The following is a 25,728-nucleotide window of genomic DNA, read 5'->3' on the forward strand; positions in this document are numbered from 1 at the left end:
CAATAGATATGTTTACAATTATCGGACTTATGCTCACAGGAATGCTGCTGGGCTACTTCTTACGGAAACGGAATTTACGTAAAATTCATACCATTATCACAGTGCTAATCTGGGTACTTCTCTTCATTCTCGGCATTGAAGTAGGCGGAAACGAGCAAATTATCAAAGGGCTGCACACTATAGGAATGGAAGCTGTTGTATTGACTCTGGGCGGAACTTTGGGAAGCGTCATTGCCGCTTGGGCATTGTGGAGAGCTTTATATAAAAGGAAAGGAGAAGAAGCATGAAAGGAAGTCTCATCATAGTCGGTTTCTTTGTGCTGGGTACGCTTTGCGGAGTTTTCCACCTGATACCTGTTGACCTCATCATGGACAGTCAAATCAGTTTCTATGCTCTTTGTGCATTGATGTTCAGTGTAGGACTGAGTGTGGGTAACGATCCGCAGACGCTGAAAAACTTCCGTTCACTCAATCCACGGTTAATCTTCCTGCCCATAATGACCATACTGGGTACGCTGGCAGGCTCTGCAGCAGTCAGCCTGCTCCTGACACACCGTTCCGTGACGGACTGTCTGGCAGTCGGTTCGGGATTCGGGTATTATTCGCTTTCCAGTATCTTCATTACCGAATACAAAGGAGCTGAATTAGGAACCATCGCTCTGTTGGCAAACATTACCCGTGAGATACTCACTCTACTGGCAGCACCGTTATTGGTACGCTGGTTCGGCAATCTGGCCCCTATCTCCGCCGGCGGCGCCACAACGATGGATACTACGCTTCCTATCATTACCCGCACGGCAGGACAACAATTTGTAGTAGTTTCCATATTCCACGGATTTGTAGTCGATTTCAGCGTACCGTTTCTGGTGACTCTGTTCTGTTCGATATAAACCTATAATTAAGAAAACCATGAAAATCAAACTTTATACATTCTTACTCTCTTCGCTACTGTGTACAAGCGCTTTGGCAGATAACGAGCCTTGGCAAAACCCGCAGGTGAACGAAATGAACCGGGAACCGATGTATGCGCACTTCACCCCCTTTGTAGATGAAGCCGGCGCAATGAAGCAACGCGGACTGCCCGCCGACCAACGCTTCGACCTGAATCCCGCCGCCGAACGACGTGTCTCATTGAACGGCACTTGGAAGTTCCTTTTCTCGAAAAACAACGAGTTGTGCCCTGCAGACTTCCATAAACCCGGCTACAGTACACGCAAATGGAGCAAGATACAAGTTCCCGGAAGTTGGGAACTACAAGGTTTCGACGCTCCCATTTATACAGATACCCGTTATCCTTTCCCACCCAATCCACCCTACGTACCTACCGACTATAATCCTGTAGGCGCATACATCCGTGAATTCACCGTGCCTGCCGATTGGAAAGGCATGGACGTCTTCCTTGATTTCGAAGGAGTAGAATCCGCTTACTACGTATGGGTCAACGGAGAACTCGCCGGTTATGCCGAAGACAGCCGCCTGCCGTCGCACTTCAACATCACCAAGCTGCTGAAAAAAGGGAATAACAAGCTTGCTGTAAAAGTGTTCCGCTACAGTGACGGCTCTTATTTGGAGGGTCAGGATTACTGGAAGTACAGCGGCATAGAACGTGATGTCTATCTTTATGCACGCCCGCAAAGCCGTGTAAAGGATTTCCGCATGACCTCTGAACTGGTGAACGGCTACAAGGACGGCGAACTGCAATTAGACGTCATCCTCCACTGCCCCCAACCCGGCGAAACGGTAGAAGTGAAAGTCATGGATGAGGGAAAGGTTGCTTACAAACAAAAGAAAACTATTTCCACCGCCACTGACACGTTGTTCAGCCAACGGCAACTCTTCCCCAATGCCCGCGCATGGAACGCCGAAACACCCAACACCTATACATTGGTAGTGAACCACTTTGATGCACAAGGCAAACCACTGGAGTCTTTCACTCACCTCTTCGGCTTCCGTACCGTAGAGATGACGAACGGTATGCAGATGATTAACGGCAAGGCAGTACTCTTCAAAGGAGTGAACCGCCACGAACACGACCCTCACAAGGGACGTACCATTACCGTAGCATCCATGATACATGACATTCAGCTGATGAAACAGTTCAATCTGAACGGTGTACGCAACTGCCACTACCCCAACAATGCCCCCTGGTACGAACTCTGCACCGAATTCGGCTTATATATGGTGGACGAAGCCAACATCGAAAGCCATGGAATGATGTTCCACAAAGACGAAACCCTCGCCAACTATCCCGATTGGGAACTGCCGTTCATGCAACGCATGAGCCGCATGATAGCCCGCGACCGTAACTGCACCGCCATCGTCACATGGTCTATGGGAAATGAATCGGGCTATGGCAAACACTTCGAGACACTCTATGACTATACAAAAAAGACAGACACAACACGCCCCGTGCAGTACGAAGGCGGCGGCTATGATGCAAAGAGTGACATCTACTGTCCCATGTATGCACGTATATGGTCGCTTCGCCGCCATATCAACCAACGCGACAAGCGTCCGATGATTATGTGCGAATATGCTCATGCCATGGGCAACAGCGTGGGAAACTTCCAAGATTACTGGGATTTGATTTATAAATACGACCAACTGCAAGGCGGCTTCATCTGGGACTGGGTGGACCAGACCTTCGCCATCAAAGACCGGAACAACCGCGATATATGGGCATTTGGCGGTGATATGGGCTTCGTGGGTGTTGTAAACGACTCCAACTTCTGCGCCAACGGACTGGTAGCTGCCAACCGCACCCCGCATCCGCACATCTATGAAGTGAAAAAGGTATTGCAATATATCCACTTCGCCCCCGTAGCTTTCACAGCCAACAAAATAAAAGTAACTAACCGGCACGACTTCATCGGACTGGAAGGATACCGACTCCGCTGGGCGATAGAATGTGACGGCAAAGCGGTACAAAGCGGCGAAACAGACTTCCCCGTCATCACCCCGGGAGCATCTGCCGAAATAGAACTCCCGCTGGAAGCATTGCCCGCTGACGGCAGAGAATATTTCCTTACCCTGCGTGCCTTCACCAAACATGAAGCGCCATTAGTGCCGAAAGGACATGAAGCGGCTATCGAACAATGGTTACTGCCTTCTGCACAGATTGCAAAGACCGCAGAGCCTGCCAACGGTATGCTTACGGTAGAACGCAGCGACAGCGCCGTCCTGCTGAAAGGCAATAACTTCCAAGTGCGGTTCTCCACCCGCAATGGTGAAATGACGAGCCTTGCCTACAACGGAAAGGAGATGGTGAAACAAGGCCTGCAACCCAACTTCTGGCGTCCGCTGACCGATAATGACATCCCCACCGGACACCTTGACCGCTGCGCCACCTGGAAAACGGCCGGACGCGATGCCCGACTGACGGATTTGAAAGTTACAGAAAACAAGCAATCGGCAACTCTCACTGCCACTTACCGTATGGAAGCACAAGACTCCCGCCTGCAAACCGTATACGATATACGCCCCGACGGTGCTGTCCGCGTAACCATGCACTTCACGCCCGGCAAAAAGCCACTGAGCGAAATGCCGCGACTGGGTATGCGCATGATACTGCCTGCCGAATACGAAATGATGTCTTGGCTGGGACGCGGACCACAGGAAAACTATGCCGACCGCAAAACAGGCGCACTCATTGGAGTATACCAATCTACGGTGTGGGACACCTTCCACCCCTATGTACGCGCCCAAGAAACAGGGAACCACTGCGATGTGCGCTGGATAGCCCTGCGTGACGCCTCCGGAAACGGTCTGTTAGTCACCGGTGAGCAGCCGCTCAGCGTCAGTGCGTGGAACTTCCCGATGGAAGACATCGAGTACCGTCCGTCACAAGTAGAACGCCGTCATGGAGGAAGCATCCTGAAGAAAGACATGGTGTGGCTCAACATCGACTACAAACAAATGGGCGTAGGCGGTGACAACACCTGGGGAGCGCAGGTACATCCCGAATACACCATCACTCCGCATGAATGGAAGTACAGCTTCACCCTGCAACCGCTCGGCACGCAACAAGATGCCGCCCGACAGGCACATAAATGTTTGTTCTAAAAAAGCTCAAAAACCATGCTACATAAAGTAAGATATTTCATCTGCCTCTCGCTGCTGATTGCAGGCATCACAGCCTGCCAATCAGGCAGCAAGGCCGTTACCGAAAAGAGGTACACCTTCAACAATATTCTGGACATAGCCTACACTCCCGACACACTGCACCATTGCTACGGCTGGTTCACCGATGCCGGTTCGTGGATGGGATTCACCCTGCCCGAAAAGGACAAATGGGTAAACGGGTTCTGCGGTCCTTTCAGCCTTGATATGTTCCGCCGCCAATGGATTGCCCGGTCCGCCGTAACAGTGAAGTTTGCAAAAGCTCCCGAAACAAGTTTCGTTCCCGACTCTACGTGCTACTATCCGGGCGAGCTGTATATGTCTGCGCATTCCGGCAAAGGCACAATCAGCCAACGCCTCAACTTCATCGATGCCACTACCGCCTTGCTGCGTATCAACACCGACAGTAAAGAAGGGTTAGTATTTACAGGAAGCCAATGGGGCAAGGATGTCACGATAAGCGTAGAACAGAATTCAGTCGTAGCACATCACCCCAGCGGTGAAAGCGTGGTCCTGACATTCATGTCCGATGTAGTTCTGGCGCAACTTGACAATAACTACACCGCCACACTGCACACTCCGAAAGAACAGACTAATGTAGTCATTTCTTTCTTCACCTCCGAAAAGGAACTGACCGCCGGCATACAAAACACCATCACGGTACTCAATAACCCGGAAGAAGCCATACGCGCCAACTCCGAACGCTGGGAAGGCTACCTGAAGAAGATTTTACGCACTGACATGAAACCCGAATACGACCGCATCGCCGTGAAAGCCGTAACAACGCTTATCGCGAACTGGCGGACACATCGTGGCGGACTGCTGCACGAAGGTATCATCCCCAGCCATGCCGTAGGTTACTTTGTAGGCTTTTGGGCATGGGACAGCTGGCGCTTCAGTGCGGGAACCGCCAAGTTCGATCCCGAACTGGCCAAGAACAACATCCGCGCCATGTTCGACTACCAGCAGCCTGACGGCATGATAATAGACTGCATCTACACCGACCCGTCCGAAAACAATGCCCGCGACAGCAAGCCTCCTTTGGTGTGCTGGGCGGTGGACGAAATCTTTACGCACACCGGTGATACCGCTTTTGTGGCGGAGATGTATCCGCAGTTGCTCTCTTACTACAAATGGTGGTACAAGAAACGCGACCATAACCAAAACGGAATGTGCGAATACGGCTCTACCGACGGAACGCTCGAAGCTGCCGCATGGGAAAGCGGCATGGACAATGCCATCCGCTTTGACGATGCCGTAATGCTGAAAAACAAAGGTGCCAGCGATGCTTGGAGCATGGATCAGGAAAGTGTGGACCTGAATGCCTATCTTGCATTGGAGTGCAAGCTGCTGAAGAAATTCGCCGGACTGCTGAACACCGCCTTTGACGCCCCCGACTATGGCGACAAGGTTGCCGACTACTTCTTCGACAAGGAGATGAACTTCTTCTTCGACCGTCGCCTGAAAGACGGCTCTTTCGTACGCGAACCGGGATGCGAAGCCTACACCCCTTTGTGGACGGAAGTTGCTACACAGGAGCAAGTAGACAGTATGCTGCCTATGCTGCAAGATACCGCCAGGTTCTCTACTTATATCCCTTTCCCGACGATTGCCGCAGATAATCCCAAATACAATCCCCGCGGATATTGGCGTGGACCTATCTGGTTGGACCAGACGTATTTTGCCATTCGAGGATTGCGTAACTACGGTTATAACGAACTTGCCGACCGATATACGTTGCAAGTGTTTGAGCGTCTGAACGGATTGAAGGAAGGAGCCCCAATACACGAAAACTATGGAACCCACACAGGTGAACGCCTGAAAGCCCCGCACTTCAGTTGGAGTTCATCGCATCTGCTGATGATGTACGATGACTACGGGAAGAAACTGAAGTAACTGACTTTCCGATATTAACATAGGAGGATATTTCTGTTCCTTCCTATAAAACCCGAAGTACCAACCGTTGGAATAGAAAATACCAACCGTTGGTACTTCGGGTTTCATACGTTGGTACTTCCTGTACCAACCGTTGGTATTTACAGTTTCCCCCTTTGGTACTCTTTTCTTCAAAGTAGCAGAAGTTATGCGGCTATCAGAACAAACTCCAAGCCACGGTAAGCCCCGCCATCACGATGGCTACCATACTCATCAGCTTGATAAGGATGTTAAGGCTCGGACCGGAGGTATCTTTAAACGGGTCGCCTACCGTATCGCCCACAACCGTGGCTTTATGCACTTCGCTGCCTTTGCCGCCGAAGTTGCCCTCTTCTACATATTTCTTGGCATTGTCCCACGCGCCACCGGCATTTGCCATAAAGATAGCAAGTACGAATCCGCTGCTAAGCCCGCCGATAAGCAGTCCCAGCACACCGGGAACACCAAAAATAAGTCCGGTCAGAATAGGAGCTACAATTGCTATCAGTGAGGGAACTACCATTTCGCGCTGCGCACCTTTCGTAGAGATGGCCACGCAACGTTCATAATCGGGTTCCGCCTCACCGGTCAGAATACCTTTTATCTCACGGAACTGACGGCGCACTTCGTCTACCATATGAGCGGCAGCACGACCTACGGCATTCATCGTCAATCCACAGAACAAGAAAGCCATCATACTGCCGAGGAACATACCCGAAAGGACTTTAGGATTCATCAACGTAACATCGTAATGGTGCATGAAGTCAAAGAAAGTAGCATCGTGCACAGACACCGCTTCACCACCCACAAAGATGTCGGTAGTACCCAAACGGGTCAGTCCGATACGAATTTCCTCAATATAAGATGCAAGCAAGGCAAGCCCTGTCAACGCAGCCGAACCGATAGCGAAACCTTTACCCGTGGCGGCTGTTGTATTTCCTAAAGAGTCGAGCGCATCGGTACGCTTGCGCACTTCCTCGCCCAGACCGGACATTTCCGCATTACCACCGGCATTGTCGGCAATAGGTCCGTAAGCATCCGTAGCCAATGTAATGCCCAAAGTGGAAAGCATACCTACGGCAGCGATACCGATACCGTAAAGTCCCAAGCCTACATTGGCAAAGTCGAATCCGGAAGCAAAAAGATAAGAAGCAATGATGCCCACCACTACGGCAATCACCGGAATAGCGGTAGAAAGCATGCCTAAACCGATGCCGGAGATAATGACAGTAGCCGGTCCCGTCTTGCCGCTCTCACTCAACTTCCGGGTGGGACGATAGGATTGGGAAGTATAGTATTCCGTAGAACGTCCGATAACGATACCTACCACCAGACCTACAACTACCGAACAGGAAATCCACATCCAGTTATCCAGCTTCAGCAGCCAAAGGATAAGGAAAGTGGCAACGACTATCAATACCGAGCTCAAGTTCGTACCGAAAGCAAGGGAATTCAGCAAATCTTTCATCTTGGCATTCTCTTTAGTGCGTACAGAGAAAATGCCTATGATAGAAAGGATAATTCCTACAGCCGCAATCAGCATCGGAGCGATAACGGCTTTAAACTGCATCAGCGTATCTCCCGAATGGATAAAAGCCGCAGCGCCAAGAGCGGCCGTAGCAAGGATAGAACCGCAATAGCTCTCGTAAAGGTCGGCGCCCATACCGGCAACATCGCCTACATTATCGCCTACATTGTCGGCAATGGTTGCGGGATTGCGCGGGTCGTCCTCGGGGATACCGGCTTCCACTTTACCTACAAGGTCGGCGCCTACGTCGGCAGCTTTCGTATAGATACCGCCGCCCACACGTGCAAACAGGGCTTGTGTAGAAGCTCCCATACCGAACGTCAGCATCGTAGTGGTGATGATGCAAAGTTTATGGGTAGGTGTCATCACATCCACAGGGATAACTGCGTTGAGCAGCAGATACCAGAAGGAAATATCGAGCAGGCCAAGCCCCACTACAACCAGCCCCATTACCGCACCACTGCGAAAAGCGACACGCAAACCCGCATTCAATGAGTTGCGTGCAGCATTTGCCGTACGTGCCGAGGCATACGTAGCCGTCTTCATACCGAGAAATCCGGAAAGACCGGAGAAGAATCCGCCTGTGAGGAAAGCTATCGGAACCCAAGAGTTCTGCACTCCGAAGCCGTAGGCCATAATCGAGAAAAGAATCACCAGCCCCAAAAACACCCAGCCCACAATCTTATATTGCTGGCGGAGATAGGACATGGCTCCCTTGCGCACCGCAGCGGCAATCTTAACCATTTGAGGAGTTCCCTCACTCTCTTTCATCATCTGACGGTGGAAATACCAGGCAAAGCAAAGTGCCAGAACGGAAGCGGCTGGAACCAGCCAGAAAAGCAATTGGTCCATAGCATAAATCGTATTAAAAGGTTGAACGAAAGCCTAAAAATATTGATTTGAAATGAAATAAGCAAACGATTAACCGAATTTATGCTAAGGAACAAAAAACACGGGAGTATGTCAAAATGCTCCCTTTATTCTATCGTTACCGCCGTACCGCAGGCAGTTACCATCAACATACTGCCGCTACCGCCTACTGTTTCGTAATCAAGGTCAACGCCAATCACAGCGTTAGCACCCATCAGACGGGCTTGTTCCTGCATCTCGCGAAGTGCCGTGTCTTTAGCCTCGCGAAGTACTTCCTCGTACGAACCGCTGCGCCCGCCTACCACATCGCGGATACTGGCAAAGAAATCACGAAAAACATTGGCTCCGATAATCGTCTCACCACTGACGATACCAAAATAACGGGTGATACGGCCACCCTCAATAGTGTGAGTTGTTGTTACTAACATAATTCTGTATTTTAAGTTCTTAATACATTAGACGCACGAAACCTCAGAAAAGTTGCAAAACATCAAAACATTTTGCTGACACGCTCTATGCCCGCCACCAATATATCTATCTCCTCTTTCGTATTATACAAGCCGAACGAAGCGCGTACCGTTCCTTCAATGCCAAGACGTTGCATCAGCGGCTGTGCACAGTGATGTCCCGTACGTACGGCAATGCCGAGACGGTCGAGCAAAGTACCCATATCGAAATGGTGGATATCGCCTACAAGGAAAGAGATAACACTGCCCTTCTCTTTGGCCTCACCGAAGATGCGCATACCGGGAATCTCTTTCAGGCGGGCCATAGCATACGCAGTCAGTTCGTGCTCATGGGCGGCGATTTTCTCCATACCGATGGCAGAAACGTAATCCAATGCTTTGGCAAGCCCGGTCGTACCGATATAATCGGGTGTCCCAGCCTCGAACTTGAAAGGAAGTTCGTTGAAGGTAGTCCGTTCAAACGATACGTGTTGTATCATCTCTCCGCCACCCTGATAAGGAGGCATCTTGTCGAGCCATTCTTCTTTACCGTAAAGCACGCCCACACCGGTAGGGCCGTACACCTTATGACCGGAAAAAACGTAGAAATCCGCATCCAGGTCCCGCACATCCACCGGCATATGCGGAATGGACTGAGCGCCGTCTACAAGCACGGGAACGCCCTGTTCGTGGGCATAGCCTACCATTTCCCTGACAGGATTTACAGTACCCAGCACATTGGATACATGCGCCACGCTGACAATCTTTGTACGCTCGGAAAACAGCTGTTTGTACTCGTCCAACAGAAGTTCTCCTCTGTCATTCATCGGAATAACTTTAATGGCAATCCCCCTCTTGGCTGCCAGCAACTGCCAGGGAACGATATTGCTGTGATGCTCCATAACGGAGAGAATCACCTCATCGCCCTCCTGCATAAACTCTTCGCCGAAGCTGGACACAAACAGATTGATGCTTTCCGTTGTACCGCGGGTAAAGACGATTTCATTCGTACTGCCGGCATTGATGAACTTCCGCACCGTCTCACGAGACGCTTCGTGCAGCTCCGTAGCTTGCTGCGAAAGAAAATGCACACCACGATGCACATTGGCGTTGACCGAATAGTACTCATCCGTAATGGCATCCACCACCTGACGGGGCTTCTGTGTAGTCGCGCCGTTATCAAAGTAAACCAACGGCTTACCATATACCTCGCGGGAAAGTATCGGAAAATCAGCTCTTATCTTTTGAAGGTCCATATCTTTTAAATTATGAATGATGAATGGAGGATTCTTCATTATTTACATATCGCGCACCCCTGACACTTGTTCAGTTCACCGCGGAAACGTTTCTCTACCAGCAGATGCAGGCGGTCTTTCAAGGCATCCAGACGGATTGTATCAATCACCTCATTTACGAAGGCAAACATCAACAACAAACGGGCTTCATGCATGGAGATGCCGCGTTGCTGCATATAGAACAGGGCGCTTTCATCAAGCTGGCCTACCGTAGCGCCATGACTGCACTTTACATCATCGGCATAAATCTCCAGCTGCGGCTGAGTGTACATATGCGCTTCACGAGTGGCGCAAAGATTACGGTTCGTTTGCTGGGAACTGGTATGCTGTGCATCGGGACGTACCAGCACCAGACCGGCAAAAGCGCCGACAGACTGGTCGTCGAGCACATACTTAAAGAGTTCATTGCTGGTGCAGTTGGGCACTGCATGATCTATGGTGGTATTATTGTCCACATGCTGGTTCTTATCCGCAATAGCCATGCCGCAAAGATTCAGTTCAGCACCCTCGCCGGCAAGCGTAACTTCGGTTGTATTACGGGTAGTACCGTTGTGCAAAGTCATTCCATTCAGCAAAACGTTGCTGTTAGCTTCTTGCCTGACATATAAGCTGCTGATACGTACCGTACTGGTGTGCGTCTCTTCCAATTCATAGAAATCGAAAGTGGCATTCTCACCGATGAACGCCTCTACCACTTGCGTTGCAAGGAAATTTACGCCGTCCATTGCATGGTCGCATGCCAGAAGACGGGCTTGTGCACCTTCTTCCAAAATAATGAGCACCCGGCGGTTCACCATAAAGTTGACATCACCGCGCAGGATATTCACTAACTGAATAGGCTTTTCCACTACCACATTCTTAGGAACATACAGCAATACACCGTCTTGCGCAAAGACTGTATTAAACGCCGTCACTCCATCTTTGGAAGTATCCGCCAGCTTGCCGTAGTATTTCTTCACCAACTCCGGATGATGTTCCGCCATATCCTTCAGACTGCCGAAAATAACACCTTCGGGCAAATGCGACTTGGGCAAAGCCTTGCTATAAAAAGCATCGTTCACAACAAAGTAAAGGGAAGTGCTCATATTCGGCACATCGCACTTGAATACTTCGTAGGGATTGACAGGAATCTCCAAACGGTTCAGGTTCAAACCGTAGTCGGGTTCAAAGAACTTGCTGACATCGGTATATTTATATTTCTCCGTCTTACGGGTGGGAAACCCCAGCCGCTCGAAGTCGGCAAACGCGGCAGCACGCGGAGCGTTCAGCACCTCGGTGCTGTGGCGGCATATCATCGCTTCCGTTTGGGAGAAAAGGTCTATATATTGTTGCTCTACACTCATGTTATCTAATTATGAGTTCATCATTCATAATTTACAATTCACTTGCTTCTTTCTTTATCCAATCGAAGCCACGTGCTTCAATCTCCTTCGCCAATTCAGGACCGCCTGTCTTTACGATGCGCCCGCCAAGCAATACATGGACGGTATCCGGTTTCAGATAGTCCAGCAGACGTTGATAGTGAGTAATAACCATTGCACTGGTCCGGGGAGTCTTCAGCTTATTGAAGCCATCGGCTACAATACGCAAAGCGTCTACATCAAGACCGGAATCCGTCTCGTCGAGAATAGCGAAGGTAGGTTCCAGCATAGCCATTTGGAAGATTTCGTTACGCTTCTTCTCACCACCGCTGAAGCCTTCGTTCACACTACGGTTGGCAAGTTTGTTATCCAACTCGACAATAGCACGCTTCTCACGCATCAGTTTCAAAAATTCACTGGCAGACAAGGCGGGCAAATGACGGTATTTGCGCTGTTCGTTAACAGCTGCACGCATAAAATTCACCATAGAAACGCCCGGTATCTCCACCGGCATCTGGAATGAAAGGAAAATACCTTCATGGGCACGGTCTTCGGGACTCATAGCCAAAAGGTCTTTACCGTTGAAAGTTACAGTACCGCGTGTAACCTCGTATGCAGGATGTCCCACCAGCACATTACTCAAGGTACTTTTTCCGGCTCCATTTTGTCCCATCAGGGCGTGTACTTCACCGTCACGAATTGTAAGGTTGATACCTTTCAATATTTCTTTGCCATTGATGCTGGCATGCAGGTCTTTTATCTCTAACATTATACTTTTAAATTAAGAATGAAGAATTAAGAATGAAGAATGACCATGCGGCATAACAATGCGTGGTCCATTTCATCATCCTTAATTCTCCATTGTCTATTTTAATTCTTCATTCTTCATTCTTAATTCCTCATTTATCCTACGCTTCCTTCCAATGAAATAGCCAACAATTTCTGAGCTTCTACGGCAAACTCCATAGGCAGCTTGTTGAGTACTTCCTTTGCATAACCGTTTACAATCAGCCCCACCGCATCTTCCGTGGAAATGCCTCGCTGATTGCAATAGAATATCTGGTCCTCGCTAATCTTGCTGGTGGTTGCCTCGTGTTCTACAATAGCCGTCTCATTATGGATATCCATGTAAGGGAAAGTATGCGCACCGCATTTATCACCCAGCAGCAGTGAGTCGCACTGGCTATAGTTGCGGGCATTGTCCGCCTTTTGGGCAACACGCACCAGACCGCGATAAGAATTCTCGCTCCGTCCGGCAGAAATACCTTTGCTGACAATAGTGCTGCGGGTATTCTTTCCGAGATGAATCATCTTTGTACCGGTATCTGCCTGTTGATAGTTATTGGTGACCGCTACACTGTAAAATTCCGCCGTAGAGTTGTCACCTGAAAGGATGCAAGAGGGATATTTCCATGTAATGGCCGAACCGGTCTCCACCTGTGTCCAAGACAGTTTGCTGTTTATGCCCTTGCAGTGCCCGCGCTTCGTTACAAAGTTATAGACACCACCCTTGCCTTCGGCATCTCCCGGATACCAGTTTTGAACGGTACTGTATTTCACTTCGGCACGGTCGTGTACCACAATCTCCACAATAGCGGCGTGCAATTGGTTTTCATCACGCATCGGCGCCGTACATCCTTCCAAATAAGAAACGTACGAATCATCATCGGCTACAATCAGCGTTCTCTCAAACTGCCCGGTATTGCGGGCATTGATACGGAAGTAAGTGGACAATTCCATCGGGCAGCGTACCCCCTTCGGTATATAGACGAAAGAACCGTCGGAGAACACCGCAGAATTCAGCGCCGCAAAGAAATTATCACGATACCCCACTACCGAGCCCAGATATTTCTGCACCAAATCGGGATGCTCGCGTACAGCCTCGCTGAACGAACAGAAAATAATCCCCTTTTCCATAAGCGTCTCCTTGAAAGTTGTCTTTACAGACACAGAGTCCATTACGGCATCCACCGCCATACCGCTCAGCGCCATTTGTTCCTCTAAAGGAATACCCAGCTTATTAAAGGTCTTGACCAACTCAGGATCCACCTCGTCCATACTTTTAGGCCCGTCCTTCTTCTTGGTAGGGTCGGCATAGTATGAAATGGCCTGATAATCTATCTCAGGAATACGGAGATGCGCCCATGCAGGCATCTCCAGCGTCAGCCAGTGACGGTACGCTTTCAGACGGAACTCCAGCAACCACTCGGGTTCTTCTTTTTTCTCAGAAATCAACCGCACCACATCCTCATTCAAGCCACGCTCGATGATATCTGTGTGCACGTCGGTCGTAAAACCGTACTTGTACTTCTCCTGAGTGAGTTCCTTTACATATTTATTGGGTTCTTCTTGTTGCATTATTCATTCAATATATATTGTTCTGTAACATGTTTAGCCGCGGGAAAGAATATCCCGGCAAACGACTTCATAGGATAATATAACACCGATTCCTCCTTTTTTGTTTGGCTGAGCAGCGTATTGTCTGCATCCATAAACTCAATGACACCAACCAGCAGGCTCACCAGCAACAAAGACTTCAACGCCCCCAGCCCGGAACCCAGCCAACGATTCAGCCAGCCAAGCGAAACCGCTTCCATTGCTTTTGTCAGCAGTGCGGCTACCAGTGCAAAAGCCAGCGGCACGGCTATCCAAATAGCGATGAATGCCAGCACTTGCGCCACCGTCATCGAATCGGTAACCTTAGAAAATACATTTTCGGCCACGGAAGCATACAAAGTCTTTGCCGCCAGCAAGCCGACAATCAGCCCCAGCAGAGTGGCCAGTTGCTTCACAAATCCTTTCATGAAGCCGACAACCGCTCCCGCACCGACAATTACCAATATTACGATGTCTATAACAGCCATATATGATATTAAAAAGGCACGGATTACACGGATAAGCACGGTTTTTCTTTTAACCAATCCGTGAAATTCGTGTAATCCGCGCCTAAAAATTTATTTTTTTCTTACAAAGTCTGTTTTACCTCCACTTCTTCGTAAGATTCTATAATATCTCCCACCTTGATGTCATTACAGTTTGTCAGGCTGATACCGCATTCAAAGTTGGTACCTACTTCTTTCACATCATCCTTGAAGCGCTTCAAAGCATTGATGTTTCCTGTGAAGATAACAATACCGTCGCGAATAAGACGAGCCTTGTCGCTGCGTTTCACCTTTCCGGTCTTCACCATAGCACCTGCCACGAGACCCACTTTGGTAATGTTGAACACTTCGCGAACCTCGATAGTTGCCGTAACCTGTTCCTTCAAAGTAGGCGCCAGCATACCTTCCATGGCAGCCTTCACCTCTTCAATGGCATCGTAGATGACAGAGTACTTGCGGATATCCACACCTTCCTGTTCCGCCAGCTTAGCGGCAGCGCCCGAAGGACGAACTTGGAATCCGACAATAATCGCATCCGAAGCGGCAGCCAAAGATACATCCGATTCGGAGATAGCGCCGACACCCTTATGGATAACGTTCACCTGTACCTGTTCGGTAGACAGTTTAATCAACGAGTCGCTCAACGCTTCAACAGAGCCGTCTACGTCACCCTTCACGATGATGTTCAGTTCGTGGAAGTCTCCCAATGCCAAACGGCGGCCTACTTCATCCAATGTCAACATCTTCTGTGTACGCAAGCCTTGTTCACGTTGCAACTGTTCACGTTTGTTGGCAATTTCACGCGCTTCCTGTTCTGTTTCGATTACGTGGAATGTATCACCTGCAGCCGGCGCACCGTTCAAGCCCAGAATCAAAGCCGGTTCCGAAGGACCTGCCTCTTTCAGACGCTGGTTACGCTCGTTGAACATGGCTTTCACCTTACCATAGCTTGTACCTGCGAGCACAATGTCGCCCATCTTCAAAGTACCGTTGGACACCAGCACCGTAGCTACATAGCCACGACCCTTATCCAATGAGGACTCAATGATGGAACCGGTAGCACGACGGTTCGGGTTTGCCTTCAAATCCAGCATTTCAGCTTCCAGCAATACTTTCTCCATCAAATCGCTTACACCAAGACCTTTCTTGGCGGAAATATCTTGAGACTGGTACTTGCCGCCCCATTCCTCTACAAGGAAGTTCATGGCAGCCAGTTCTTCTTTAATCTTATCGGGATTGGCGGTAGGCTTGTCAATCTTGTTGATGGCGAACACGATAGGCACACCGGCAGCCATAGCATGGTTGATGGCTTCTTTGGTCTGCGGCATCACGTTGTCATCGGCAGCTACGATGATGATGGCAATATCCGTTGCCTTGGCACCGCGGGCACGCATAGCGGTAAACGCCTCATGACCCGGAGTATCGAGGAACGTAATCTTACGTCCGTCTTCCAACGTCACGTGATAAGCGCCGATGTGCTGTGTAATACCACCCGCCTCACCGGCAATAACATTCGCCTTACGGATATAGTCGAGCAATGAAGTCTTACCGTGGTCTACGTGACCCATCACCGTTACAATCGGAGCGCGATGCTCTAAATCTTCTTCGGCATCTTCTTCCTCAACGATAGCCTGGGCTACTTCCGCACTTACATATTCAGTCTTGAAGCCGAATTCTTCCGCCACCAGATTGATTGTTTCGGCATCCAGACGCTGGTTAATGGAAACCATCATGCCGATGCTCATACAAGTAGCGATAACCTGCGTAACGGAAACATCCATCATGCTTGCCAACTCATTGGCAGTCACGAATTCGGTCAGCTTCAATACCTTGCTTTCCGCCATTTCCTGGTCTTCCAACTCCTGCATACGGTTGGATGCCATATCACGTTTTTCCTTACGATATTTCGCGCCCTTATTCTTGCCTTTAGAGGTCAGACGTGCCAACGTCTCCTTTACCTGCTTTGCTACATCCTCTTCACTTACTTCCTGCTTGATTACAGGCTTCTTGAAGCGGTCTTTGTTCTTGTTCTTACCGGCCTGCTGGTTATTGCCGCCTTGTTGGTTGCCACCTTTCGGACGATCGTTTCCGCCACGCTGGAAGTTGGACGCGTTGTTGATATCCACTTTTTCCTTGTTGATACGGACGCGTTTCTTCTTGGCATTGGGATCGTTGCTATCTTTCGAATCCTTCGTCTTATTGTCATCACGACGGATTTCCTTGATAATAGCTTCTTTCATCAGCTTCTTCTGATCCTGACGCTGCTTCTCTTTTTCTTCGCGCTCCTTACGTTTTTCCTCTTTCGATTTCTTCTTCGGGCGTGTAGACTGATTCAGCGCAGCAAGGTCTATTTGTCCGATGACGTTAATCTTCGATACAAACTCCGGCTGATGTATTTTAAATATCTCTTCTTTATCTTCTGAAACCATCTCTTCGGTTACAACGGGAGCCGGTTCTTCCTTAGGTGCTGATACAGGTTCGGCCACCACAGGCACAGGTTCTTCCTCTACAACGGGAGCCGGCTCAACAACCGGTTCCGGTGTCGGCTCGGGCTGAGGTTCGGGAACGGGTTCCGGTTTCGGAGCCTCAACAACAGGTGCAAGCTCTTCTGCCTTCACCTCTTCAACTACCGGTTTTTCCGGTTCTGCTTCTTTCTCTTTTTCCACAGTATGTTTACGATTCAGTTTATCCAAATCAATTTTACCGACAGGCTTAAACTTCGGACGTACATCTTCGGGAACCACAGTCTTTACAACCTCCTCAGCTTTGGGTTTCTCTTGTGTTTCCTTGTCATAACCGTCAATAGACACTGATGCCTTGTTACGGTCCTTACTCTGACGTTCCTGAATGAAACGTTCCGTTTTCAATTTAAGATCCTTATCTGTACTAAACTCTTTCACGAGCAAGTCATACTGCTCGTCGGTAATCTTCGTATTGGGGTTTGTTTCAATCGCATACCCCTTCTTTTGCAAGAACTCAACTACCGTCGTGATTCCTACATTTAAATCTCTTGTTACTTTATTTAACCTTATCGTCATACTTTAATTTAATGAATAATGGAGAAAGAAGCGGAATTTAGTGCTCAATTATTCTCTTCCTCAAACTCCGATTTCAAAATGCGTAATACTTCGTCCACCGTTTCCTCTTCCAAATCTGTCTTCTCAATCAACATCTCGCGCGGGGCATTCAATACAGCCTTGGCGGTATCAATGCCGATAGCTTTGATGGCATCAATTACCCAACCGTCAATCTCGTCGCGGAATTCATCCAAGTAGATATCTTCATCCTCTACCGCTTCATCCAATTCGCGGAATACGTCAATGGTGTACTCAGTCAACATACTGGCCAGTTTGATATTCAAACCACCTTTACCGATAGCCAGCGATACCTCTTCCGGTTTCAGGAAGACTTCTGCCTTGTGCTCTTCTTCGTTCAGACGGATAGAAGATATTTTGGCAGGGCTAAGGGCACGCTGTATAAACAACTGGATATTCGACGTATAGTTGATAACGTCGATATTCTCGTTGCGAAGCTCGCGGACAATGCCATGAATACGGCTACCTTTTACACCGACGCAAGCGCCTACCGGGTCAATACGGTCATCGTATGACTCTACGGCAATCTTGGCACGCTCACCGGGGATGCGGGCAATCTTCTTGATGGTAATCAGTCCGTCATTGATTTCAGGTACTTCCATTTCAAACAGACGTTGCAGGAAAACGGGCGATGTACGGCTCAAGATAATCTTCGGATTATTGTTCTTGTTGTCAACGCGCGCCACCACGGCACGGGCAGTCTCACCCTTGCGGTAGAAGTCACTCGGAATCTGTTCGGTCTTGGGCAACAGCAGTTCATTGCCTTCGTCATCGAGCAGCAACATTTCCTTTTTCCAAATCTGATAAACTTCTGCATTGATAATAGTACCTACCTTATCAATGTATTTATTGTAAATACTGTCTTTTTCCAGTTCCAAAATCTTGGAAGCCAATGTCTGGCGCAAGTTCAGGATAGCACGGCGGCCAAACTTCGCAAAGTTCACTTCATCCGTCACTTCCTCTCCCACTTCATACGAAGCGTCAATCTTTTGGGCTTCGCTCAAAGAAATCTGTAAGTTCGGATTCTCAAGATCTTCATCTGCCACAACTTCACGATTACGCCATATTTCGAAGTCACCCTTATCCGGGTTCACAATCACGTCGTAATTCTCATCAGTACCGAACATCTTTGCAATCACACTGCGGAACGACTCTTCGAGTACGCTCACCATGGTGGTTCTATCAATATTCTTCAGTTCTTTAAATTCCGAAAAGGTATCTATCAAGCTGATAGTTTCTTCTTTCTTGGCCATAGTCTTATTTAAAACTAATTAAGTATTTAGTATATTTTATCTCTTCGTATGTAAAGGTTATATCTTCATCCACCATTTTAGGACGCTTGGCTCCCTCCTCTTTCACTTTCTTCCGGACGGTAACGGTGAATTGCCGTTCATCGGCATCCTTCAATATTCCGCAATGCTTACGACCGTCCTTTGCCAGCACTTCCACCTCCTTGCCAATGTGGTTGGTGTATTGCTGCAATACTTTAAACGGTTGTCCGATGCCGGCAGAACCGACTTCCAGCTCGTAATCCTCATCCTCTCGATTCAGTCGGGACTCTATGTAGCGGCTCAGCTCTACACAATCCTCAATCCAAACACCTTCTTTGTGGTCTATTTCCACCACAATCTTGTCATCAGGGCTGATTATGACTTCCACGAGGAAGTAATCCTTATCCTCCAGCCACTCGTCTACAATCTGACAAACTGTTTTCTTTTCTATCATAGATTAACCTTTAAGAACGAAAAAGAGGAGCTTAATCGCCCCTCCACCTTTCATCCGTTTCGGGTGCAAAGATATAAATAATCTGTTCGACTACAAAATAATAGGAGAAAAAAAGAATATTTAGCACTCCTGCCGGAAATTATCCCTCATTCAAAATTAATCACTACATTTGCATGGTTCTTTAAACTTAATCATCATGGCACATCACCTGAATACCAATAAACAGTTTATGATAGGTAACGGCATCCTTGCCTTTGCCGTAATATTCGTTGTCGTTATTTTTGTCTATATGAGTATGCGCTTGCAGCGCCAGAAGGAAGGCGAACGGTATTTCGCCGAAACCTACAACATCACTTTAGTGAAAGGATTCACCGGAGATTCCATCTCCATTCTTCTCAACGACAGCATCCTGATAGACCAACGCATTGACAAAGAACCTTTTAACTTTGAAGTAAAACGGTTTGCCGAGCAAAGTGCGCTGATGATAGTGGACAAGGCCACCGATAAACTGTCCCTGTTCGAACTGAGCGAAAAAGGCGGCAACTATCGGTTTGAGAAAGAAAGCAACGAAGTGAAGCTATTGGCGCAAGAGGAATAGAGCCGCTTAACTGTGCCATTTATGCCAGCCTATTGGCACAATTGTGCCTACTCGATGGCACGTTTGTGCCTGCCCAATGGCAATGTACACCATCAGCAACGATAAGTAACCGATAGAGAATAAAACATAACTCGTTTGAAATGAACAACAATGCACTATTTTGCTTGGCAGCGAAAATGCTAACCGTATCAATGAACTGGAGGATATGTTTGAGGTAAACCGGGACGATAAGAGAATCCGTCAGATGAAAGAGGACGTGGAGGAATACGAGGAAACGGTCAGAAAACAAGCAGTTATCAGCGAACAAGCCAAACGTAAGGAACGTGAGGCAGCACGGCTGGACAGCATTGCCAAAACGGTAAAGAAGAAATAGATGGCTTCAATAAAAGTAAAAAAAATTCGCCCTAATGCAAGATACCTTGATTCCACCTATATTTAAAATAGAAGAGGCTGTGTCAATGACACAACCTCTTCATCGTTCTGATTAAATTATGAATATAGTTTTTACTATTTTGCCCAACCGCGCACTTGATGTATTTGGTCGTTGATTTCGATTATATTTTGTGGAAGTGGCCAATATTCGTTCTTACCCTCAACGAATTTAAGTGTAATACCAGCCTCGGCAAATGGGTGATGTACGGTATACACAAGCTTGTGAGGTTTTCTGGCATTTTCAGGGGAAGTCCAAAATTCGTCAGTTTGATAAGGGATATTATCAAGCACCTTGTCGTAGCACTGCTTAGCAATACCCCAACGAACGATATCGAACCAACGGCAGCCTTCGAACCAAAGTTCATATTGCTTTTCGTCTTGAAGCACTTTGAGGTCAACAGTTTCAGATACAGTATTTGAGCCTGCACGAGTTTGAATCTTGTTGATATACTTCTTAGCTTCATCAAGCTGATTTGATGCAATACAAGCTTCTGCATAAATCAGATAAGCTTCACCCAAACGGGCAATACAGAGGTTCGTATTGTTACAGTTGTCACCTACAGATAAGTCAGCGTCATTAGGATGCATCATCATCTTCACTTCCATCACGTCACTACGAGCGAAAGAACCATTAGTCTTGGTGATACCACGTTCCGGGTCCATTTCTTTTTCTTGGCGAGTCGTGCAAGTAGCATCGCTTTTCCAACCGCAGAGTTCTTCATCGTAGAAGAATTCGTCAGAAGTCAAGAAAGTAGCTTTACGACGATAGCTGTCACCATCGTTTGCTAACATTTTATGAGCAAACTCATGATTGATAGAGCCACCACCCCAACCAGCAGTTGAGCAAATGGATGGACTCTTACCACCACCTTTAATATCATCACCACGCCAGTTGAGTACGTTAGCTACCATCCAACGACCACGATTATTACCAACTCTCCAAGGATCTACACCACCTGCAGCCGCTGTATTAGTAATATAGTTGAATTCGAAGATCTTTTCTTCACAACCATCACCTTCTACGTGGAACAAGTCGCGGAAACGTTCACCCGGAACGAGATCGTAGTTTTCAGACTCTACAAGGGGCTTCATTACGCTAATCACCTTAGCATTGTCGCCTGCAAAAAGAGCTGACTTGCCGGCTACGAATTGAGCGAAACCTTTAGTTACAACCCAAGCACCTTCTTTATCATTCTTACCATTACGATCGGGCAAGTCAGGAAGAGCGTCTTCACATTCTTTCACGCACCAGTCAAAGATAGCCTTTTGTGACTCAGCATTAACCGGTTTTTCATTGGTGATGAGGTGGTCAATCAAAGGAGGTTGATAATAAACCTGTGCAGCCAACATGTGTGCCCATGCACGCATAACCTTAGCTTCGGCAACAACTCGTTTCTTAATAGGAGTATCGGCTGTTTCACCAAAATAGTGAATTATCAAGTTGGCAGAATAGATTGACTTATAAATGTGATTATAAAGCGTACTGATAGGGAGAGAGCTGGCATCATAACGGAACTCATTAAGGATACGGAAATCTGCGTGGTCGTTAATGTCACCACCGGCTGCAAACACGTCGTCGGCAGAGTAGTTAAGACCCATGATATATGCATTCCAAATTCCTTCATTACCACCGATTTCATTGATATAAGTAGCGTACATGGCTGTCAACGCAGATTCGGCATCCGCATCTGTTTTGTAGAAGTTATCTGTACTGCTGGTTGCTTTCTGTTCAACATCAAGCCTGTCTTCACACGCAGTGAACATCATACTTGAAAGCAAAATGATTGATAAAAATATTTTTCTCATATCTCTTTCGATTAATTAAAATTAAAATGTAACACTTACGCCAAGTACCATCTTGCTCATGTTAGGATATGCACCCTTGTCGAGACCCGGACAGTTGTATTCATTTGTACAAGTTTCAGGGTCGAGACCCGGATACTTGGTGAATGTGAAGAAGTCGTCCAATGATACATAAACACGTGCGTTTTCGATGAATGCTTTACTGGTGAGTTTCTTAGGCAATGTGTAACCAAGTTGAATTTGCTTGATCTTGAAGAACGAGCCATTGTAAACCATGGCAGATGAACGCCAGAATGTACCGCTACCTGCTACAGAAGCTGCGTTAGGAAGTTTGCCAGACTTGAATTCTTTATAAACATCTTCTGATATGTTGTTGTAGCCTGTACGATAGAGACCGTAGTAGATATCGTTACCAGCAGCACCAGTACCAAACAAAGTGAAGTCGAATCCCTTGTATTCAGCATTCAAGGTAATGCCATAAGTCAAAGTAGGAAGACCAGAACCTATGTTAGTCATGTCCTCAGTTTGTGGGTCCTTGGTCAATTCACCATCTTTGGTGTAATATTGTGCAGTACCGTCAGCAGCAACGCCTGCATACTTATAACCGCGCATGTACCATACGGGTTCGCCTTCTTCGAAGTAGCAACGAACAACTTCAGGAGATGCACCTTCAACAGTTGCGCCAGCGATACGTTCGATAGATGGCTCGAGGTAAGTCACTTCATTGTGAAGTGTTGCCATGTTAGCAGATATTCCATATTTGAAATCACCGATATGGTCTTTCCAACTAAGTTCCACTTCGAAACCGCTGTTTTCAATTTCACCAGCGTTTACAGTCATAGAAGAAACACCTGATTCAGGCATAGTGGGAGCATTTACAAGCAAGTCCTTAGTCTTTTTCTTGTACCAGTCGAAACCAACGGTCAATCTATCGTTTAAGAAACGGAAGTCAGCACCCAAGTCGATTTGTTCTGAAGTTTCCCAAGTCAAGTTAGGGTTGGCAATGCCATTAGGCATTGAACCTAAAGTAACGGCATTTGTTGAACCATAGTTATAGAATTGTCCATTTGTATTAATACCAGCTGTATATGCATAGTTATTCAATACATTCACGTTACCATTCTGTCCCCAAGATGCACGTATCTTACCGTATGACATGATGCTTGGGTTGACTCTGTCTTTGAAGAAGCTTTCGTTTGAGAATGTCCAGCCTGCAGATGCGGAGAAGAACTGACCCCAACGGTTGTCTTTCGAAAGCTTAGAAGCGTCGAAAGCATCGGCACGAAAGTTAGCCTGAACGCTATAGCGGTTGTCGTAGCTATAAGTTACACGACCGAAGTAAGAGAGGGCGCGAGAAGTACCCGGTATGCCGCCGATGTTCTTCACCGTTTTATCATTAGCATTTACGCTATTAAGGTAGATGAAGTTAGCTGAATAAGCTTTAAGGATATCCGGACCCGAAGCATTGGCACTGACATAATTTGAATCGCTTTGGCGGTATGACATACCGGCCATGGCACCTACAACGTGTTTACCGGCGAAGATATCGTTATAGTTGACGAAGTTTTCCCATTGATACCAAGTAGAGTTTCTACTGGCGCCTGAGATAGTGTAGTTGTCACCTTTGGTTTGAGCATTGAGGTAGTAGGGGTATTGCCAGTCAGATTCGTTGTTGAAGGAGATACGATAACCCAAACGGGAAGTGAAAGTCACTTGCTTGACAGGAGTAACGTTCATGTAAGCAGTACCATTAACGTTCACACCACTGTTGCGCGATTCTGAACGGTCGCGTTGTGAGAAGGGGTTACCACCGGAAAGACGTTGGTTAAAGTAGGAAGTGGCATAGTAACCATTTTCATCACCAAAGAGAGTGTAGTTAGAGTTACCTGCTTGAATTTGGTCGTAATAGTTACGATATTCACCCAACATCTGTTCTCGTTTTGTCCAATAGAGCGGAGTTAACGGGTCAATCAAAAGAAGCATCTCGAATGAAGAGCCATAACCTTGTTCTGATATGCCGCGAGATCTCCATTTTTCAATAGAGGTGTTGGTACCTACTTTCAACCAATCTTTAATCATATAATCGGCATTGAGTTGAGCGGTAAGACGTTCGTACTTATCTTTGCTACCCTTAACGATACCGTCTTGGTTCACATAGTTCACACTCAGGAAGTATGAACCGCGGTCGTTACCACCTTGGAGAGTAAGGGTGTGCTGTTGAGCCCAAGTATCTTCGAAATAAGCATCCAACCAGTCTGTATTGGTATTAGGATCCCATCCGTATTGAGTCTGAGCATCAGCCAAAGTACCATTCACAGATTCAGCACCAAGCTGCATAGTCATCCAGTCCTTGAATTGAGCACCGTTAAGCAAATTGGGCACGCTTCCGAGTGATTGGTTAGTCCACTTACCACTATAAGTAATAGAACCTCGTCCTTTCGCACCTGATTTAGTAGTGATAAGAACAACACCATTACCCGCTTCAGCACCATAGATAGCCGCCGAAGCAGCATCCTTCAATACTTCCATTGATTCAATCATAGAAGGGTCGAGGTATTGGATAGAGCTAACTTGCAAACCATCAACAATCAACAAAGGACCGATGTTGTTGGAGTTTGAAGAATAACCACGAACGCGGATTGATGCGCCTTGACCTGGTTTACCAGAACCATTCAAAATCTGTACACCTGCTGCCTTACCTTGCAAAGCGGCAGCAGCATCGGTAGTTGACAAACCTTTCAGTTCATCAGCCTTTACAGACGCCACCGACCCTGTCAAATCGCTTTTCTTCTGGACACCATAACCCACAACGACCACTTCATCCAACACCTTCGTGTCTTCAACCAGTCGCACGTTTAAGTTAGTGCGCCCCTGCAGTTTGATAATTTGCTTTTTATATCCCACAAACGACACTTCCAGTTGGCTGTTGGCGTTCTTTACCTGAATATTGAAATTTCCATCCAAATCTGTAATGACTCCGTTCGAAGTTCCTACCTCTAGAATCGCAACTCCAATCATCGGTTCGGAATCGTTTTCCGAGACGACGGTCCCTTTAATTTGGATCTGAGCCCATGCTGAAGAATAGCACAGTACCACCAATACAAAAAATAGTAAAACTTTGTTTTTCATAAGTATAACATTAACAATTTTAATAAAAATATATTTTCAATAGTATCATCAAACAATCTACGTCTAATAGATTATAGTACGTAAATCTTATATGTTTTTTTGTGTGTTTAATATTTTTCCATAGGCATTTTTTTACAGTTTAACAAATTCGATAATTAATAAAAAATATATTTTATTGCAAAGGACTACAATATTTTAATTTTCATGTTATATTTTTAAATAAAATACTTACACTTTTAGATATTAGTCACAAATAATTAAATGCAAAAATAGTAAAACTTTGTTTTTCATATTATAGCAAAATGCATTTTGTATATGAACAATGAATTACAACAAATATAAACTAAGATTAATATTTAAGTATATCATCATATTAAATTATCAACGTGAAGCACTACGTGTGTTTTGATTATCCTTAATTCCGCAACACTATTATAAAATATTTTTTTTAAGTACCTGAGCAACAAAAAGTTGCTCAGGATTTTGCCATGTCAGAGGATTCACTTAACTTAGTGTTGCAAAAAAATAATCA

At 47.0% G+C, this 25,728-nt stretch carries 18 protein-coding genes; 6 read left to right on the forward strand and 12 right to left on the reverse strand.

Translation table 11 applies throughout. From position 1 onward, the window contains the following. Positions 1-8 precede the first annotated feature (8 nt). From KG118_RS15025 to KG118_RS15040, 4 genes are read left to right on the forward strand one after another with little or no spacing between them, the layout of a single operon-like run. Positions 9-287: a LysO family transporter gene (locus KG118_RS15025; RefSeq protein WP_117713288.1), complete on the forward strand. Its 279-nt coding sequence runs from the start codon at positions 9-11 to the stop codon at positions 285-287. Further along, positions 284-889, forward strand: coding sequence for a lysine exporter LysO family protein (locus tag KG118_RS15030; RefSeq protein WP_117713289.1), 606 nt, complete (start codon positions 284-286; stop codon positions 887-889). The genes KG118_RS15025 and KG118_RS15030 overlap by 4 nt, the downstream gene beginning before the upstream one ends. Positions 890-908: 19 nt before the next feature. Beyond that, positions 909-4,061: a glycoside hydrolase family 2 TIM barrel-domain containing protein gene (locus KG118_RS15035; protein WP_117713290.1), complete on the forward strand. Its 3,153-nt coding sequence runs from the start codon at positions 909-911 to the stop codon at positions 4,059-4,061. Positions 4,062-4,076: 15 nt separating this feature from the next. Beyond that, positions 4,077-6,014, forward strand: coding sequence for an MGH1-like glycoside hydrolase domain-containing protein (locus tag KG118_RS15040; RefSeq protein ID WP_117713291.1), 1,938 nt, complete (start codon positions 4,077-4,079; stop codon positions 6,012-6,014). A 196-nt stretch (positions 6,015-6,210) separates the two neighbouring features. On the opposite strand, the gene KG118_RS15045 is transcribed toward KG118_RS15040, so the two are convergent. The 10 genes from KG118_RS15045 to rimP all read right to left on the reverse strand — a co-directional run bounded on the left by KG118_RS15045 (position 6,211) and on the right by rimP (position 19,234). Next, positions 6,211-8,412, reverse strand: a complete 2,202-nt coding sequence (locus KG118_RS15045; protein ID WP_117713292.1) for a sodium-translocating pyrophosphatase — start codon at positions 8,410-8,412, stop codon at positions 6,211-6,213. Positions 8,413-8,537: 125 nt separating this feature from the next. Beyond that, complete coding sequence (locus tag KG118_RS15050) at positions 8,538-8,858, reverse strand: heavy metal-binding domain-containing protein (protein ID WP_117713293.1); 321 nt, start codon at positions 8,856-8,858, stop codon at positions 8,538-8,540. A gap of 62 nt (positions 8,859-8,920) precedes the next feature. Further along, entirely contained in the window at positions 8,921-10,132 is a 1,212-nt protein-coding gene (locus KG118_RS15055) for an aminotransferase class V-fold PLP-dependent enzyme (protein ID WP_117713305.1), read from the reverse strand. A 38-nt stretch (positions 10,133-10,170) separates the two neighbouring features. Then, entirely contained in the window at positions 10,171-11,514 is a 1,344-nt protein-coding gene (gene sufD, locus KG118_RS15060; RefSeq protein ID WP_117713294.1) for a Fe-S cluster assembly protein SufD, read from the reverse strand. Positions 11,515-11,545: 31 nt separating this feature from the next. Next, the gene (gene sufC, locus KG118_RS15065; protein WP_009120284.1) at positions 11,546-12,301 is read right to left on the reverse strand and encodes a Fe-S cluster assembly ATPase SufC; all 756 of its coding nucleotides are present in this window, start codon (positions 12,299-12,301) and stop codon (positions 11,546-11,548) included. A gap of 134 nt (positions 12,302-12,435) precedes the next feature. Next, positions 12,436-13,890: a Fe-S cluster assembly protein SufB gene (gene sufB, locus KG118_RS15070; RefSeq protein ID WP_117713295.1), complete on the reverse strand. Its 1,455-nt coding sequence runs from the start codon at positions 13,888-13,890 to the stop codon at positions 12,436-12,438. After that, positions 13,890-14,396 carry a CvpA family protein gene (locus KG118_RS15075; protein WP_117713296.1) on the reverse strand — a complete coding sequence of 169 codons (507 nt, stop codon included), beginning with the start codon at positions 14,394-14,396 and terminating at the stop codon, positions 13,890-13,892. The genes sufB and KG118_RS15075 overlap by 1 nt, the downstream gene beginning before the upstream one ends. Before the next feature lie 101 nt (positions 14,397-14,497). Next, positions 14,498-17,452 carry a translation initiation factor IF-2 gene (infB, locus tag KG118_RS15080; RefSeq protein ID WP_117713297.1) on the reverse strand — a complete coding sequence of 985 codons (2,955 nt, stop codon included), beginning with the start codon at positions 17,450-17,452 and terminating at the stop codon, positions 14,498-14,500. Between the two features lie 44 nt (positions 17,453-17,496). Then, a complete protein-coding gene (gene nusA / locus KG118_RS15085) occupies positions 17,497-18,762 on the reverse strand; it encodes a transcription termination factor NusA (protein ID WP_117713298.1) in 1,266 nt (421 codons plus the stop codon). A gap of 4 nt (positions 18,763-18,766) precedes the next feature. Then, positions 18,767-19,234, reverse strand: a complete 468-nt coding sequence (rimP, locus tag KG118_RS15090) for a ribosome assembly cofactor RimP (RefSeq protein ID WP_117713299.1) — start codon at positions 19,232-19,234, stop codon at positions 18,767-18,769. 196 nt (positions 19,235-19,430) lie between these two features. On the opposite strand from rimP, the gene KG118_RS15095 reads away from it, so the two are divergent. Both KG118_RS15095 and KG118_RS15100 read left to right on the forward strand, forming a co-directional pair. Further along, on the forward strand, positions 19,431-19,832 hold the full coding sequence (locus tag KG118_RS15095) for a hypothetical protein (protein ID WP_117713300.1): 402 nt from the start codon (positions 19,431-19,433) through the stop codon (positions 19,830-19,832). 160 nt (positions 19,833-19,992) lie between these two features. Then, positions 19,993-20,205, forward strand: coding sequence for a hypothetical protein (locus tag KG118_RS15100; protein WP_117713301.1), 213 nt, complete (start codon positions 19,993-19,995; stop codon positions 20,203-20,205). Between the two features lie 134 nt (positions 20,206-20,339). On the opposite strand, the gene KG118_RS15105 is transcribed toward KG118_RS15100, so the two are convergent. Continuing rightward, the gene (locus KG118_RS15105; protein ID WP_117713302.1) at positions 20,340-22,070 is read right to left on the reverse strand and encodes a RagB/SusD family nutrient uptake outer membrane protein; all 1,731 of its coding nucleotides are present in this window, start codon (positions 22,068-22,070) and stop codon (positions 20,340-20,342) included. A 21-nt stretch (positions 22,071-22,091) separates the two neighbouring features. Next, the gene (locus tag KG118_RS15110) at positions 22,092-25,196 is read right to left on the reverse strand and encodes a SusC/RagA family TonB-linked outer membrane protein (RefSeq protein ID WP_117713303.1); all 3,105 of its coding nucleotides are present in this window, start codon (positions 25,194-25,196) and stop codon (positions 22,092-22,094) included. Between the last annotated feature and the right edge of the window lie 532 nt (positions 25,197-25,728).

It is taken from the genome of Bacteroides propionicigenes (assembly GCF_018390535.1).
Classification (GTDB): domain Bacteria; phylum Bacteroidota; class Bacteroidia; order Bacteroidales; family Bacteroidaceae; genus Bacteroides; species Bacteroides propionicigenes.